General features: G+C 46.7%; 16 protein-coding genes. 13 read left to right on the top strand and 3 right to left on the bottom strand.

What is annotated here, in order from left to right; translation table 11 throughout:
* The first annotated feature begins 147 nt into the window (after positions 1-147).
* The 6 genes from guaA to rpmA all read left to right on the top strand — a co-directional run bounded on the left by guaA (position 148) and on the right by rpmA (position 5,287).
* A complete protein-coding gene (gene guaA / locus BN587_RS08075; RefSeq protein ID WP_021720620.1) occupies positions 148-1,701 on the top strand; it encodes a glutamine-hydrolyzing GMP synthase in 1,554 nt (517 codons plus the stop codon).
* Positions 1,702-1,925: 224 nt separating this feature from the next.
* Positions 1,926-2,678: an EFR1 family ferrodoxin gene (locus BN587_RS08070; RefSeq protein ID WP_021720619.1), complete on the top strand. Its 753-nt coding sequence runs from the start codon at positions 1,926-1,928 to the stop codon at positions 2,676-2,678.
* Positions 2,679-2,799: 121 nt separating this feature from the next.
* A complete protein-coding gene (locus BN587_RS08065) occupies positions 2,800-4,215 on the top strand; it encodes an Rne/Rng family ribonuclease (protein ID WP_021720618.1) in 1,416 nt (471 codons plus the stop codon).
* A 129-nt stretch (positions 4,216-4,344) separates the two neighbouring features.
* Positions 4,345-4,656, top strand: a complete 312-nt coding sequence (rplU, locus tag BN587_RS08060; protein ID WP_021720617.1) for a 50S ribosomal protein L21 — start codon at positions 4,345-4,347, stop codon at positions 4,654-4,656.
* Positions 4,657-4,661: 5 nt separating this feature from the next.
* Entirely contained in the window at positions 4,662-4,988 is a 327-nt protein-coding gene (locus BN587_RS08055; protein ID WP_009145438.1) for a ribosomal-processing cysteine protease Prp, read from the top strand.
* A gap of 5 nt (positions 4,989-4,993) precedes the next feature.
* Complete coding sequence (gene rpmA / locus BN587_RS08050) at positions 4,994-5,287, top strand: 50S ribosomal protein L27 (RefSeq protein WP_021720615.1); 294 nt, start codon at positions 4,994-4,996, stop codon at positions 5,285-5,287.
* A 111-nt stretch (positions 5,288-5,398) separates the two neighbouring features.
* Here rpmA and BN587_RS08045 read toward each other — a convergent pair whose 3' ends face one another.
* Positions 5,399-6,586: an iron-containing alcohol dehydrogenase gene (locus BN587_RS08045; protein WP_021720614.1), complete on the bottom strand. Its 1,188-nt coding sequence runs from the start codon at positions 6,584-6,586 to the stop codon at positions 5,399-5,401.
* A gap of 199 nt (positions 6,587-6,785) precedes the next feature.
* Positions 6,786-7,718, bottom strand: a complete 933-nt coding sequence (locus BN587_RS08040) for a DMT family transporter (RefSeq protein ID WP_021720613.1) — start codon at positions 7,716-7,718, stop codon at positions 6,786-6,788.
* A gap of 473 nt (positions 7,719-8,191) precedes the next feature.
* Here BN587_RS08040 and nrdD point away from each other — a divergent pair, with 473 nt between their 5' ends.
* Entirely contained in the window at positions 8,192-10,318 is a 2,127-nt protein-coding gene (nrdD, locus tag BN587_RS08030; RefSeq protein ID WP_021720612.1) for an anaerobic ribonucleoside-triphosphate reductase, read from the top strand.
* An 18-nt stretch (positions 10,319-10,336) separates the two neighbouring features.
* Positions 10,337-10,876, top strand: a complete 540-nt coding sequence (gene nrdG, locus BN587_RS08025; RefSeq protein ID WP_021720611.1) for an anaerobic ribonucleoside-triphosphate reductase activating protein — start codon at positions 10,337-10,339, stop codon at positions 10,874-10,876.
* 107 nt (positions 10,877-10,983) lie between these two features.
* Here nrdG and BN587_RS08020 read toward each other — a convergent pair whose 3' ends face one another.
* Positions 10,984-11,601 (bottom strand): HD-GYP domain-containing protein, encoded by a 618-nt coding sequence (locus tag BN587_RS08020; RefSeq protein ID WP_021720610.1) that lies wholly within the window; start codon positions 11,599-11,601, stop codon positions 10,984-10,986.
* A gap of 498 nt (positions 11,602-12,099) precedes the next feature.
* Here BN587_RS08020 and BN587_RS08015 point away from each other — a divergent pair, with 498 nt between their 5' ends.
* From BN587_RS08015 to BN587_RS07995, 5 genes are all read left to right on the top strand, one after another.
* On the top strand, positions 12,100-12,879 hold the full coding sequence (locus BN587_RS08015; protein ID WP_021720609.1) for a basic amino acid ABC transporter substrate-binding protein: 780 nt from the start codon (positions 12,100-12,102) through the stop codon (positions 12,877-12,879).
* A gap of 97 nt (positions 12,880-12,976) precedes the next feature.
* Positions 12,977-13,744 (top strand): basic amino acid ABC transporter substrate-binding protein, encoded by a 768-nt coding sequence (locus tag BN587_RS08010; protein WP_021720608.1) that lies wholly within the window; start codon positions 12,977-12,979, stop codon positions 13,742-13,744.
* A gap of 52 nt (positions 13,745-13,796) precedes the next feature.
* Positions 13,797-14,447 (top strand): amino acid ABC transporter permease, encoded by a 651-nt coding sequence (locus tag BN587_RS08005; RefSeq protein ID WP_009146117.1) that lies wholly within the window; start codon positions 13,797-13,799, stop codon positions 14,445-14,447.
* An 8-nt stretch (positions 14,448-14,455) separates the two neighbouring features.
* Positions 14,456-15,175, top strand: coding sequence for an amino acid ABC transporter ATP-binding protein (locus tag BN587_RS08000; RefSeq protein ID WP_044484609.1), 720 nt, complete (start codon positions 14,456-14,458; stop codon positions 15,173-15,175).
* A gap of 82 nt (positions 15,176-15,257) precedes the next feature.
* Positions 15,258-16,568: gamma-glutamyltransferase family protein (locus tag BN587_RS07995; protein WP_044484607.1), on the top strand; the 1,311-nt coding region annotated here is incomplete at its 3' end.

Genomic DNA, 16,568 nt, shown 5'->3' with positions numbered 1-16,568 from the left:
CAGAACAAGACGTTATGACGCTGAAATAGCATTTTCATTGCATTTTCATGCCGTTTATGGTAATCTATAATATATTAAAAACGTATAATTTTTTACATAACTGCTATATAAGCAGCATGTTTATTTTTGAAGGAGAGTGAAGGATTGATGCAAAACAATGCACAAGAAATGGTGCTCGTAATTGACTTCGGCGGGCAGTATAACCAGTTAATCGCAAGACGCGTACGTGAAAGCGGTGTGTACTGCGAAATCGTATCCTATAAGCATAGCCTGGAAGCAATTAAGGCTAAAAATCCGAAGGGTATTATTTTTACCGGTGGTCCTAACAGCGCTTATCTGGAGGATTCTCCTACTATTGATCCGGAAATCTATACCTGGGGCGTGCCTGTTCTGGGCATTTGCTACGGCAGCCAGCTGATGATGCATATGCTCGGCGGTCATGTATGCGTAGCTCCCGAGCGCGAATACGGCAAAACTGTTGTTGATCTTGACACCACCAGCCCGATGTTTGCTGGCCTGTCTGAGAAAAACGTATGCTGGATGAGCCATAACGATTATATCGAAACTGCAGCTCCTGGCTTCAAGATTGTTGCAAGCACTCCGAACTGCCCGGTTGCTGCTGCTGAGGATGAAGCACGTAAATTATATTGCGTACAATTCCATCCCGAGGTTCTGCATACCGAAAACGGCACCAAGATGCTGAGCAACTTTGTTTACAATGTTTGCGGCTGTGCAGGCACCTGGAAAATGGATTCCTTCGTAGAGCAGACTGTTGCTGAGCTGAAAGAAAGAATCGGCGACGGTAAGGTGCTGTGCGCACTTTCCGGCGGTGTTGACTCCAGCGTTTGTGCCGCTATGCTGGCTAAGGCTATTGGCAAGCAGCTGACCTGCGTATTTGTAGACCACGGTCTGCTGCGCAAAAACGAGCGTGAAGAGGTTTGCGCTGTTTTCGGTGAAGGCGGTCAGTTCGATATCAACTTCATCTGCGTTGACGCACGCGAGCGCTTCTACAGCAAACTGGCAGGCGTAACTGCTCCGGAAGGCAAACGCAAAATTATCGGCGAAGAATTCATTCGCGTATTTGAAGAAGAAGCTAAAAAAATCGGTGCTGTTGACTATCTGGCACAGGGTACCATTTATCCTGACGTTGTAGAAAGCGGCCTCGGCGGCGAATCTGCAACTATTAAGAGCCATCATAATGTTGGCGGTCTGCCTGACTTTGTTGATTTCAAGGAAATCGTTGAGCCTCTGCGTGATCTGTTTAAGGACGAGGTTCGTCAATCCGGCCGTGAGCTTGGATTGCCTGAAAACTTGGTAGCACGTCAGCCGTTCCCGGGACCCGGTCTGGCAATCCGCATCATCGGCGATGTAACTCCGGAAAAGGTTGCTATCGTACAGGATGCAGATGCAATTTATCGTGAAGAGGTGGACAAGCTGCCGATGAATGAGCGTCCGAGCCAGTACTTTGCAGCTCTGACCAATATGCGCAGCGTTGGCGTTATGGGCGACGAGCGTACCTATGATTATGCTATCGCTCTGCGTGCGGTAACCACTACTGACTTCATGACTGCAGAAGTAACCATGCTGCCGCCGGCAACTATTACCACTGCTGCTAACCGTATCGTTAATGAGGTTAAGCATATCAACCGCGTACTCTTTGACTATACCACCAAACCGCCTGCTACTATTGAGTTTGAATAATTTCTGATACATTATAATAGTAAAAACTAATCCTTTAGCTGTGGGTAGAAAACTCATAGCTAAGGGATTTTTGCGTTTGTACATATTTATGCGCTGGCCATATCCTGCTTTTTGTTTTACAATAATATCAGGTGATGAATAATTATTGCTTAAGAGAAAAAACTTTTTGAAGAGGCTGCAGTTAAAATTATTATATGTATGCACAAAGCAAAGGAGGTCGAAAAATGTCAGATAAAATGGAGGTTTATTATTTCAGTCCCACGGGAGGAACAAAAAAGGTAAGCGATATTTTTGCCGCTGCCGTAGGCAAAGATGCAGAATGGCATGATTTGGGAGATAAGCAAACGCCGACGGAGCAACCGCAGGGGGAGCTGATTGTGGTTGCGGCTCCGGTTTTTGCCGGACGTATTCCTTTGGTCGTGCGTGAAAAAATAAAAACGCTTGCCGGTGAGGGGAAGAAGGCCGTAACTATCGCCGTTTATGGAAACAGAGCCTATGAAGATGCTTTGCTGGAGATGAATGATATTCTGATTCAAGGCGGCTTTACGGTAATAGCTTCCGCTGCCTTTGTGGCGCAGCATTCTATTGTACCCGAGGTAGGCGCTGGCAGACCGGATGCGGAGGATATAAAAGAAATACGTATATTTGCCGAAGCAGTGAAGAACAGTGCTTCCGCAGAAAATGTTCAGGTTCCCGGTAATCGTCCCTATAAGCCGGAGATGAAGGTGCCGGCAGCGCCGCTTTCTCTGCCATCCTGCACAGCGTGCGGAGCGTGCGCTAAAATATGCCCGACTGATGCTATTGCGATTATGGATGGCAAGATGGCTACGGATACAGCAAAATGCATTCTTTGCATGGCCTGTGTTCATGCATGTCCGAAGCAGGCAAGAATTCTTCCGCTACCATTGCAGCAAAAAACAGATAATATGCTTGCTGCATTCAAGGATGTCAGAAACAAGAATGAGGTGTTTTTCTAAGAGCTTTTGCTTATATGCGCTTTAACGGCTTTTTTACATACAGAAATGCCGTTGCTTTTGCCAGCAGGCGTAATTTATGCTACAATATAATATCATGATTATTTAAGAGCGGAGAGTAGCGATGATAGCTAAAATAATTATAAGCGCCAACGAAGACGAAACCCGTATGGGGTTGCTTGAAAACGGAATATTGATGGAATATCTGGTAGAGCGCAAGGAAGAGCAGCATCTTGTAGGCAGCATATTTAAAGGTAAGGTCTGCAATGTAGTCCGTGGCATTCAGGCTGCCTTTGTTGATATCGGCCTGGAGCAAAATGCATTTCTGTATCTGGGCAATAAAAAGAATGTTACAGAAGGACAAAGCCTGATAGTGCAGATATCTAAGGATGCACGCGGTACTAAAGGACCTACTGCTAACCGCGAAATTACCTTGCCGGGACGGTACGTGGTACTGCTGCCGCAGGCGGATTATGTGGGTATTTCGCGTAAGATTACCGATAAGGAGGAGCGCGAGCGCCTGAATATGATTTGCGAGGGTGTGCGTCCTGCCGGTATGGGAATTGTGGTGCGCACGGCGGCGACCGGTGTTGCGCGTGAGCTTCTGGAGCGTGATGTGCAGGAGTTGGCTGCTGGCTGGAAGGTGTTGGCGGCACGTGAGCGTGTAGCGAAGGCTCCCTGTCTGCTGAGGCGTGAGCTTGATCTGCCTATCCGTATTGTGCGCGACTATCTGCGTCCGGAGCTGACGGAAATCGTGATTGATAATCTGCCGATTTATAAACGTGTAGAAGAGCTGTTGGCCGAGATGCCGCAGGCACAGGATATCAGGGTAACGCTGTATCAGGGGCTGGAGGATATCTTTGAATATCATAAGCAGGGCGAAGCAGTTGCCGGCATCAGCGACAGACAGGTGACGCTGCCTAGCGGCGGTTATCTGGTTATTGACCATACTGAGGCGATGACTGTTATTGACGTCAACAGCGGCAAGTTCAGCGGACGCGAAAATCTGGAAGAAACGATTATGCAGATTAACCGCGAGGCGGCGCTGGAGATTGCGCGTCAGCTGCGTTTGCGTGATATTGGCGGCATTATCGTAGTAGATTTTATTGATATGCATACTGATAATCATAAAAGAGAGATTATGAACTCCCTGCAGCAGGCGCTGAAGGGTGATAAAATGCATCCCAAGGTGCAGGATATTACGGTACTGAATCTTGTGGAGATTACCAGAAAAAAATCGCGTCAGAATTTATCCAGTGTATTATATACTCCCTGCCCGGTATGCAACGGCAGCGGACGTGTGCAGAGCAGAGAAAATCTTTCTTTGGAAATTAAGCGCCGTCTGCGTACCTTGCTGAAGCGTCGCAGCAGTTCGAAAAATCTTTTGATTACTGCTAATCCCTGGCTGGCAGAGTGGCTTGTAAGCAAGGATTTGCGTGCCTGGGAAAGAGAATTAGCCTGCACTCTGAAGGTTGAGGCAGATGCTTCCCTGCATGTAGAAAGTTTTATGATTTTAGACAACAGCGGTGTTGACAAATAGCAGACATTAAGGTAAAATATTCCAGTATGGACTGATTTGGTCCGTCCCCAACCGCGCAGAGAGGTTCTGAAAATCCCTGGCGTCAGGGTACCGTATTTGGCGAGTCTATCATTAAGGGAGGTGCAATAGATGTACGCAATTATCAAAACCGGTGGCAAACAATACCGCGTAAGCGAAGGCGAAACTCTGCAAGTTGAAAAACTGAACGCAGAAGTTGGCGCTGAAGTAGTTTTTGAAGAAGTTCTGACCGTTGTAAATGATACTGATGTTAAGATTGGCAAGCCCGTAGTTGAAGGTGCAAAAGTTGTTGCTAAAGTTGTTGAACACGGCAAAGCAGACAAGATTTTCGTTTTCAAATACAAAGCTAAATCCAACTACCGTAAACGTCAAGGTCATCGTCAACCGTTCACTACTGTTGAAATCACCGCTATTAACGCATAATTTTTATGGTAAGTGTTGATTTATTCAGGAACAGGCAGGGTATGATTACAGGCTATAAGGTCAGTGGTCATGCAGGTTATAGCGAAGAAGGCTCAGACATTGTCTGCAGCGCTGTTTCCGCTCTGACGCAGGCTCCCTTGCTTGGCTTGGAAAAACATTTGAAACTCAATCCGTCCTATGTCGTTAATCAGGAGGACGGAATCTTCGAGGTAGCATTGAACAGTGCTCCTACCGACCTGACAGAGGCTATATTGCAAACCATGATTTATGGAGTGGAATCAATAGCGCGTCAGTGTCCGCAATATGTTCGCATTCAAGAACATAGGAGGTGAAAGTAATGTTTGAAATTATTCTGCAATTACATGCACATAAAAAAGGTACTGGTAGCTCCCACAACGGTCGTGACTCTAACGCACAACGTCTGGGTACCAAAGCTCATGACACCCAGCTGGTAACCGCTGGCAGCATCATCGTTCGTCAACGTGGTACTAAATTCCATCCGGGCAACAATGTTGGCATGGGCAAGGACTACACTATTTATGCTAAGGTTGAAGGTCGCGTTAAATTTGAACGCAAAGGCCGCGACAAACGCCAAATCAGTGTATATCCTGTTGAAGAAGCAGCAATGTAATCTTCATAAAAATTACTCCGTAACCCTTGGGTTACGGAGTTTTTTGTATTTCCGGCACTAGATGAAAAAATGCTTCCCCGCAAAGGGAAGCATTTTGGTTTTAGTAACAGATTATTTTGCCGCGCGGTAGATATTTTCCATATCTTCAATAGTCAGCACCTTAAACTGGCCGATGGTGCGCGTATTCATGAAGCTGCATTTATATGCCAGCTCTTTGATTTCATCTTCTGTGAGGTCCTTGCCGATAAGCTCGTGAATGCTGGTAGGCATACCGATATGGTGGAAGAAGTTTTCCATTGCAGCAATGCCTTCTAAAGCTGTGGCTTCGGGATTGCGGAAGTTATAGGGAATATGGAAAACGTTAGCTGCCAGCTGTGCAAAGCGGCCGATGTTTTCTTTATATACGTAGCGTGCCCAACTGCCCCATACTGCTGCCAGGCCTGCGCCGTGAGCAACGCCGAACATGCTGCTCAGCTCGTGCTCCAGCTGGTGGCAGGACCAGTCACCGAAGGTGCGGTCGCCGGTGGTTTCATTGTGTGACAGGGTACCGCTCCACATAATTTCAGCGCGGGCATCGTAATTATTCGGCTCCTTGAGTGCAATTTTGGCATAGCGCATAACATTGCGCAGCAATGTTTCGGCGATGCCGTCGATTAGTGCTAGCTGATGCGTTGCGGGAGCGGTAAAATAACGCTCCAAGGTGTGTACCATGATATCAGTGCAGCCGCTGGCTGTCTGGTAGGCAGGCAGCGTATAGGTGAGCTCAGGATTCATAATAGCGAATTTGCAGTAGCCGTAATCGGTAGAAAGGCCACGCTTGAGCATGCCGTCTTCGTTGGTGATAACACTGCAGTTGCTCATTTCGCTGCCTGCTGCCGCGATAGTCAGCACAGCGCCGAGCGGAGCGCAGGCGGTAATCTCTTTTTTCTTAGCGTAATAATCCCACACATCTCCGGGGTTAGCCAGGCCGTAGCCAATGCCTTTGGCGCTGTCGATAACACTGCCGCCGCCGACTGCGAGAATAAAATCAACGTTCTCCTCACGGCACAGTTCTACGCCCTTCTTAACCATGGAAAGCTGCGGATTAGGCACAACGCCTCCAAGCAGTACGTACTCTAGGCCTGCGTCCTGCAGGCTGGCGCAGACGCGGTCCAGCAGACCGCTTTTCTTGGCGCTGTGGCCGCCGAAGTGTACAAGTACCTTGTGGGCACCGTAATATTTACACCATTTACCTGCTTCGTTTTCGGTATTTTTACCGAAGATTATTTGTGTAGGTGCGTGAATCTGAAAATGATCCATAATATCAGCTCCTTGCCAGTAATAATTTCTCAATGGATAAAAGGAAATAAAAGAATAACAAAAAGACTGCCTGAGGTCGCAGGCAGTCTCTCGCAAAACAAATCCGGAGAGGACTGACATACGGCTATCAGGAATCTCTCTTACTTTGCTTATTATAGGAAATTATTTTTTCTTTGTCAATTTATTTTAAGTGTAAGGCTTAGAGCTTCTTTAATCCCAGTATTTCCTCCGGCAGCTGTGCCAGTGTAATAGCTGCAAATACCAGAGCACAGCCAAAGATTTCACGGCTGCTCATAGCCTGTCCCAAAATAAGCCAGCCGCTTACCAGTGCGAAGGCTGATTCCAGACTCATCAGCATGCAGGCAACCAGGGAGCTGACATGTTTTTGACCGACGATCTGCAGCGTGTAGGCTACACCGCTGGACATGATGCCTGCGTAGGCGATAGGTGCCCAGCCTGCAATAATATTGCTCATGGATGGTGTTTCGAAAATAAACATCAGCACACCGTTGACAACGGTGCAGGTCATAAATTGTATGAGTGACAGGCGCACGCCGTCAAGATTTTTAATGATATTTTCTATGGCGATAATCTGTGCAGCGAAGCAGAAGGCACAGATGAGTGTGTATAAATCACCTTTGTTGATAGAGAAGCCTTCGTTGATGCAGATGAAGTACATGCCTACGGCTGCTACGACAACACTGATGCCCTGCAGCAGAGAAACGGAGCATCTGTAGAAGATATAACTCAAAACAGGTACTAGGATGATATAGAGTGCTGTAATAAAGCCGCTTTTGCCGACGGTGGTGTACATTATGCCAAGCTGCTGGAAAAAGCAGGCGAGTGAGAGGAAAAGACCACAGGTGATGCCGCCCTTAAGCAAACGGTCTTTATAGACAGGGTCATCACTGCCTAAAACAGTAAAGCGCTTACCTGCCGCTTTGTCGAACAATAGGCAACAGCCGAACAAAAATATAGTAGCCAAAACACTGCGTGCGCAGTTGAAGGTTAACGGTTCGGCGTAATCGCCGCCGACGCTTTGCGCGATAAAGGCAGTACCCCAGATGAAGGCACACAAGGTGAGCATGAGAACGCCGCGTGTACTGTGATTATTTGCTGATGAATTATTCATAAACAACACCCCTATAACAAAACAATAAGATGAAAATAATTATACCATATTTTTCAATGCGTGTACAAAGGTAACAGCTTGAAAAATCGCTGCTGAAGGGATAATTTTGAGCTGTTTTTCTGCGGAACATTTCCTCTCGCAGGACTTTTTTGTAAAGCAAATAGCTGAAAACAGAAAAAATAAAGCTAAGTGCTAAATTGGCGAAAAAATCGTCTACAAAGAATTTTATCAACATATTGATGAATTTATCTTTGACACCTACGACATATTGTGGTAGAATAAAGCTACAGAAAATGCTACGCTGAACCGTAGCTGTTTTTTATGATTAAGACAAGGCTTTGACCGTTACGGTCAGAGCCTTGAATAACGTATAGGTGTATTTTAAGAATAACTTATGGATTTTTGCTCTTAGTTATTATACGAAGATATTGATTTATAACTTTGATTTTTACAAGAAAGGATGCTGAAAGGTTATGAAAGTAATTAAGCGCGATGGCACAACAGTAGATTTTGATGCCGCAAAGATTGTCGTTGCTATTCAAAAAGCCAATGCTGCCGTAGAACCGGAATTTCGTATTGAGGAGGATAAAATCCAGGAAATTGCGGATAGCGTACAATCTCGTAACCGTATGCGCCTGCTTGTAGAAGACATTCAGGATATGGTAGAGCATAGCCTGATGGATGCAGGTAAATTTGAGCTGGCAAAGCAGTATATTATTTACCGTTATAAACGTGCTCTGGTGCGCAAGGCCAACACTACCGACGATTCTATTCTGTCCTTAATCCGCAACAGCAATAAGGACGTTATGGAAGAAAACAGTAATAAAAATGCAACGATGGCTGCTACTCAGCGCGATCTGATTGCCGGTGAAGTTTCCAAGGATCTGACGAAGCGTATTATGCTGCCTGCCAAGATTTCCAAGGCGCATGAAGAAGGAGTGCTGCATTTTCATGATGCCGACTATTTTATTCAGCCTATTTTCAACTGCTGCCTGATTAATATCGGTGATATGCTGGATAACGGCACTGTTATGAACGGCAAAATGATTGAAAGCCCCAAAAGCTTCCAGGTTGCCTGCACCGTTATGACGCAGATTATTGCCTCTGTTGCTTCCAGCCAGTACGGCGGTCAATCTGTAGATATCCGTCATCTGGGCAAATATCTGCGCAAGAGCTACGAAAAGTTTAAAAAGAGCATCAAGGAAACCTCCGGAGGCAACATTGATGACGAAACTTTGGAGCGTCTGACAAATGAGCGCCTGCGCTACGAGCTGAAGGGCGGCGTACAGACCATTCAGTATCAGATTAATACCTTGATGACCACCAATGGTCAATCTCCGTTTGTTACCCTGTTTTTGAACCTGCAGAAGGATGATCCGTATCTGAAGGAAAACGCTATGATTGTGGAAGAAATTCTGCGTCAGCGTCTGCAGGGCATTAAAAATGACAAGGGCGTTTATGTAACCCCGGCCTTCCCGAAACTGGTTTATGTTCTGGATGAGCATAACTGCCTGAAGGGTGGCAAGTACGATTACATTACACGTCTGGCAGTAAAATGCAGCGCTAAGCGTATGTATCCTGATTATATCAGCGCTAAGAAGATGCGTGAAAACTACGAAGGCAATGTTTTCTCCCCGATGGGCTGCCGCAGCTTCCTGTCTCCCTGGAAGGATGAAAACGGTAACTATAAATTCGAAGGTCGTTTCAATCAGGGCGTAGTTTCTCTGAACCTGCCGCAGATTGGCATTGTTGCCAAGGGCGATGAGCAGAAGTTCTGGAAGCTGCTGGATGAGCGTCTGGAGCTGTGCTTTGAAGCGCTAATGTGCCGTCACAATGCGCTGAAGGGCATTAAGAGCGATGTCAGCCCTGTACATTGGCAGTACGGTGCTATTGCCCGTCTGGGTAAGGGCGAAACAATAGACAAGTATCTGGAAAACGGTTATTCTACCATTTCTCTCGGCTATATCGGCCTCTATGAGCTTACCAAGCTGATGAAGGGCGTAAGCCATACCGATCCTGCAGGCGAGGATTTTGCCCTGCGCGTTATGAACCGTCTGCGCGGTGCCTGCGATAAATGGAAGGCACAGACAGGCCTGGGCTTCGGTCTGTACGGTACACCGGCAGAAAGCCTTTGCTATCGCTTCGCACGTATCGACAAGGAACGTTTCGGCACGATTGAGGATGTTACCGATAAGGGCTACTATACTAACTCCTATCATGTTGATGTACGCGAGAAGATTGATGCTTTCAGCAAATTTAAATTTGAAAGCCAGTTCCAGAATATTTCCTCCGGCGGTGCGATTTCTTATGTAGAAATTCCTAATATGCGTCACAACACCGAAGCATTGGAAGAGGTTGTCAAATTCATTTATGATAACATCCAGTATGCGGAGTTTAATACCAAATCCGATTACTGCCATGTTTGCGGCTTTGACGGTGAAATTACCATTAATGATGACAATGAGTGGGAATGCCCCGCATGCCACAACAAGGATCACTCCAAGATGACGGTTATCCGCCGTACCTGCGGTTATCTGGGAGAAAACTTCTGGAATGTAGGCAAGACTAAGGAAATCAAAGCCAGAGTAATGCATCTGTAATTTGCGAGGTGAGGGCGTATGAATTACGCAGAAATAAAAAATCTGGATATTGCTAACGGACCGGGCTTGCGTGTATCGCTGTTTGTCAGCGGCTGTACACATCATTGCAAGGGGTGCTTCAACCCGGAGTCTTGGAATTTTAATTACGGTCAGCCTTTTACGGAAACAACGCAAGAGCATTTGCTGGAGCTCTTGGAAAACGAACATATCCGCGGCCTGTCGCTTTTGGGCGGTGAACCCTTCGAGCCTGCTAACCAGGCAGCGCTGCTGCCGTTCCTGCGCAAGGTAAGAGAGCGCTTCCCAAAGAAGGATATCTGGTGCTACAGCGGCTATGATTTCGAAAAGGATATGCTGACAGGTAACCTGGGACCTTGGGAAATTACCGAAGAAATGCTGTCCTATATTGACGTATTGGTTGACGGAGAATTTAAGCTGGAGCTGAAGAATCCTAATCTGCGCTTTCGCGGCAGCGAAAACCAACGCGTTATCCTGGTGCAGGAATCGCTGAAGGCAGATGGGATTGTACAATGGGATGACGGCGAAGGCTTGAGCATCTGACAAGCAGTGCGTTTACAAATTTATAAAAAATAAAGCATCCCGGCTCGCAGGAGCAGGGATGCTCGGAAAAAGAAATAGCATTGTCGGTCTTAGCAGGACTGACAATGCTATTTTAATTGTGTGCGCAAGGATTGCGGAATAACAGATTCGATAAAGGCTTTGACTATTGCCGGTTCAAAATCCAGACCGGCCTTGTTCTGCAACTCGATGATAGCGTCGGCGTGAGTTTTTTGCCAATGCTGGGTGCAGGGGTTGAGGTTGCGGTCATAATAATTGGCTACGGCGACTATGCGTGCGCCGATAGGGATGTTCTGTCCCTTCAGGCGTTTGGGATAACCGGTGCCGTCCCATTTTTCATGGTGCGCGCGGATGATATCGCTGATGGTATCAAAGCCGGGAATATTCTCCAGCATGCTGGCGCCTGCGATGCAGTGACGTTTATAAATAGACTGTTCGCGCGTAGAAAGAAACGGCAGCTTAGCCAAAATAATATTGGGTACGGAAAGCTGACCGATATCATGCAGCAGCGCTGCTGTTTTTATCTGCGAAACCTCGCTGGCAGGCAGACCGAGCTTAGCGGCAGTGCTGGCAGAATAATTGGCAACCTGCTGACTGTGCAGATAAATTTCCCTGTTTTTAATTTCCAGCATTCTTAAATAGAACTCGCAGATATCCTTCGTCAGGCGAGCATCCGCAAAGTCCAGACATTGTGGTATAGCAATCATAAAGCGTGTTTCCTTTTTTTCCGTTCAATATTGAGTACCAATAGTATAGCACTTTTTGACAAAAGATAAAAGTATGCAGAGCTATTGACTTGCAAAAAAAATTTTTTCCCATTATAATAGATAGGACAACTCAGGTCTGTGGTTGCAAGTCGATGCCAGTTGCAGGCGAAACGATCCACGTAAGCAGCAAAATTTTGCTGTGAGCACGGTGCAGCTTAGAAGTAAGTCCTGCCGCAAAAAAATTATGGGCGAGAGAGGTAGTAGTGGGGAGCGGAATGCTTAGGAGCGAACCTTCCAGCAGGCGAGTGTGGGGGCGAAAACCAGGTCAGCTGAGTTGTTTTTTGTTACCTAAATTACAGTTTGCTGTATTTTGAAAAAAAATGCAGCAAATTTTTATTTTTATACCGATTTTTTTCATAAAAATACTTTACCTTGCGGGAATTTAGGTATATAATGTACCTATCTCAAAATTGGCTTACAATATCGAAGGGGGAAATGATGATGAAGAAGATTTTGTTTTTAGTTATGGCAATTTTGGCTGCTGCTTCTATGATGATTGCCGGCTGCGGTGGTGGCGATAAAAAAGCTGCTGAACCGGAAAAGGTACTGCGTGTAGGTACAGAACCGACCTTTGCACCTTTTGAATTCCAAAAAGAGGGCAGCAAAAGCTATGATGGCTTTGATATGGATCTGGCACGTGCTATCGGCAAGCAAATGGGCTACAAGGTTGAAATTGTCAGCATGGGCTTTGATGCATTGATTCCGGCACTGAACTCCGGCAACATTGATGTTGTTGCTGCAGGCATGAGCATTAATGAAGAACGTCAAAAGGCTGTTACCTTCTCTGAGCCTTATTATACTTCCGGCCTGATTGTCATGGTAAATAAGGACAACAATGAAGTTAAGAGCATTAAAGATCTGGAAGGCAAACGTATTGCCTGCCAAATCGGTACTACCGGTGAAAAGAATGCCAGAAACGTTGCTAACGCTAAAGTAACTGCTTTCAACACTAATGATGAAGCTGTTATGGAACTGAAAAACAAAGGCGTTGATGCGATTATCAATGATAGTCCTGTAGTTGGTTATTACCTGGCACAGGGCGGCAACACCAGCATGAAGACTGTTGGCGATATCATGGAAGCAGAGCAATACGGTCTGGCTGTTAAAAAAGGCAATGATAAGCTTGCGGGCGAAATCAACAAGGCTTTGGCTGAGTTGAAGAAAAATGGTGAATATGACAAGATTTACAAAACCTGGTTTGGTGAAGTAAAGAAATAATATTTTGTTCACTACGGAGCACGACAGGGTTTAGTTGCCGGACGTGCTCCGTTTGATATTAAAAGATTAGAAAAGAAAAAATGAGGGGGACCAACAAATGAAAAAGGTATTAGTATTTTTAATGATGGCTATTATGGCCTGCAGCATGCTACTGACCGGCTGCGGCGGTGAGGAAAAAAAGGCGGCTGACAGCGCTAAGGTTTTGCGTGTCGGCACTGAGCCTGTATTTGCACCGTTTGAATTTCCTAAAGAAGGCAGCAAGGATCTGACCGGCTTTGATATTGAACTGATTGAAGCTCTTGGCAAGCAAATGGGCTACAAGGTTGAAATGGTAAGCATGGGCTTTGATGCTCTGATTCCGGCGCTGAATTCCAACAATATTGATGTTGCTATTGCCGGTATGACCATTACCGACGAGCGTAAAAAGGTTGTTGATTTTACTGAATCCTATTACACCTCCGGTCTGATGATCATGGTACGTAAAGACAGCAATGTAAAATCTATCGATGATTTGAAGGGTAAAACTATTGCCTGCCAAATCGGTACTACCGGTGAAAATAAATCCAGAACTGTTGAAGGCGCTAAAGTAAAGGCATTCAATACTCAGGACGAGGCTTCTCTGGAGCTGAAAAACGGCGGCGCTGATGCTGTAATCGGTGATGCACCGGTTATTGAATACTATATGACCAAAGCAGGCAAGGACTTTGCTAAAACTGTTGGTGAAAGAATGGAAGCTGAGCCTTATGGTATTGCTGTTAGAAAAGGCAGCAAGCTGGCTGGCGATTTAAATAAAGCTTTAGCTGAATTGAAAAAGAGCGGCGAATATGATAAGCTTTATACTAAATGGTTTGGAGAGAAAAAATAAGCAGTGGTTCTCTCCAGCCTGCAACTAAGAATTTAGAAGGGATTGGGAGAATATGAATTTTGAGCTTATGGCAAATTCGTTTCCGCTTTTGCTGGCCGGTGCCGCTATTACCGTAGAGATTACGGCGATGAGCGTTACCTTTGGTCTGCTGATTGGCTGCATGATCGGTATTGCGCGCTTGTGCAGCATTAAGCCGTTGCGTTATTTTGCCAATGTTTATGTCGATTTTATCCGCGGCACCCCGCTGTTGGTACAAATCTTCCTCGTGTATTTTGCGTTGCCTAATATTATCGGCAGCCGTGTTGATCCGTTTGTGGCAGCAATTTCCGCATGCTCCATCAACAGCGGTGCGTATGTTGCCGAAATCTTCCGTGCAGGCATTCAGTCTATCGACAAGGGCCAGATGGAAGCAGGCCGCAGCCTCGGTATGACCTGGGCGCAGACTATGCGCTATATCATCATGCCGCAGGCCTTCAAGCGCATCATTCCGCCTCTTGGCAATGAATTTATTGCGATGCTGAAGGATTCCTCTCTGGTTTCCGTTATCGGTTTCGAAGAGCTGACTCGTCGCGGCCAGCTGATTATTGCCCGTACCTACGCTTCCTTTGAAATCTGGATGGCTGTAGCTATTATCTATCTGATTATGACCTTTGCTGTTGCAAGGTTTACCGGTTATCTGGAGCGGAGGTTTGACACGAAATGAGCAAGGAAATGATTGTAATCAAAGATCTGAAGAAAAGCTTTGGTGATCTGCACGTACTCAAGGGTGTAAACCTGACTATTGCGGAAAAAGAGGTTGTTGTTATTATCGGCCCCAGCGGCAGCGGTAAGAGTACTCTGCTGCGCTGCATCAACTTTTTGGAGGAGCCTACCGGTGGCAGCATTGTTATCGACGGTATTCCTCTGAACGGTGAGGCTAATATCAACGAAATCCGCAAGGAAGTAGGCATGGTATTCCAGCGCTTTAATCTGTTCCCGCATATGACTGTTATGCAGAATCTGATGCTGGCACCGATGAAGGTACGCGGCGTTTCTAAGGATGAAGCAGAAAAGACTGCGCATATGTACCTGAAAAAGGTTGGCATGGAAGACAAAGCCAATAATTATCCCGACCAGCTCAGCGGTGGTCAGCAACAGCGTGTTGCTATTGCGCGTGCCCTGTGCATGAAGCCGAAGGCTTTGCTGTTTGACGAGCCTACCAGTGCTCTTGATCCGGAAATGGTTAACGAGGTTCTGGATGTTATGAAGCAGCTGGCTAACGAAGGCATGACCATGGCTGTTGTTACTCACGAAATGGGCTTTGCCCGTGAGGTTGGCGACCGTGTATGCTTCGTAGACGGCGGCAAGATTTTGGAAGAGGGAACTCCTGAGGAGATTTTTGGCAATCCGAAAGAAGAACGCACCAAAAACTTCCTGTCCAAGATTTTATAATTACTTGATTTTTATTAAAAGCACATCTGTAAAGGTGTGCTTTTTTCAACTAATCATCATTTATGGAGTGATAATTATGCAAATGCAATTCGACGGACAACAATATCCTTACGCTTCGCGCCGTCGCGTAGTTTATGGCAGACGCGGTATGGTCTGCACCTCGCAGCCATTGGCATCGCAGGCCGGCCTGCAGATTTTACAGCAGGGTGGCAACGCTGTAGATGCAGCCATCGCGACAGCAATTTGCCAGACCGTAGTGGAGCCTACGAATAACGGACTTGGCAGCGACTGCTTTGCGATTGTCTGGGTAAAGGATAAACTTTATGGCATTAACGGCAGCGGTTATGCGCCGCAGAACCTGACGGCGGAGGCAGTGCGCGCTGCAGGCTATACTGATAAAATGCCGTTCAGAGGCTGGCAGGCTGTGACTGTTCCGGGAGCACCTTCAGCCTGGGCGGAGCTGCACAAGCGTTTCGGTCGTCTGCCATTTGCGCAATTATTTGCACCAGCAATTGATTATGCGGAAAACGGCTATCCTGTTTCGCCGATAGTAGCACGCTTTTGGCAGGAGGGCATCGAGGCGCTGACGCCGTATAAGGATAATCCTGCTGTTGCGCCTTGGTTTGCAACATTTGCGCCCAAAGGCGTGGCACCGCGTACAGGCGAGCTGGTACGTCTTCCGGACCATGCCAAAACACTGCGCCTGTTGGCGGAAAGCTACTGCGAAAGCTATTATCGCGGTGAGCTTGCCGAAAAAATAGTCGATTTCAGCGAAAAGACCGGCGGTTGCCTGACGTTGGCGGATTTGGCTGATTATCGCGCGGAATTTGTTGAACCTGTGCATATTAATTATCGTGGCTATGATGTGTGGGAGATGCCGCCAAACGGTCACGGCATTACGGCGCTGATGGCCTTGAATATTCTTAAAGGCTTTGAATTCGATTGCCGTGACAGTGTAGCAACACTGCATAAGCAGATTGAGGCTATGAAGCTGGCCTTTGCCGATGGCATGCAGTATATTGCCGACCCGCGCTATATGCGCACTAAGGTGGAAGCTATGCTGAGCGAGGAATATGCTGCCAAACGCCGTGCGCTGATTGGCGAGCAGGCCTTGCTGCCGGAAGCAGGAGAGCCCTTCTGCGGCGGTACTGTTTATCTGTGTACTGCCGATGATGATGGCAATATGGTTTCATTTATCCAGAGCAACTACAAGGACTTTGGAAGTGGCGTTGTGCTACCGGGTTATGGCATCAACTTTAATGACAGAGGCGCAGGATTTAGCTTAGACGAATCTTCGGATGATTTTCTGCTGCCGCGTAAAAAGCCGTATCATACAATTATCCCCGGCTTTTTAACTAGGGACGGCGAAGCTGTTGGTCCGTTTGGTGTTATG

Source organism: Phascolarctobacterium succinatutens CAG:287, assembly GCF_000434895.1.
Taxonomy (GTDB): domain Bacteria; phylum Bacillota; class Negativicutes; order Acidaminococcales; family Acidaminococcaceae; genus Phascolarctobacterium_A; species Phascolarctobacterium_A succinatutens_A.
Note: the sequence above shows the minus strand (reverse complement) of the source record. Positions and strands in the feature narration are given on the sequence as shown.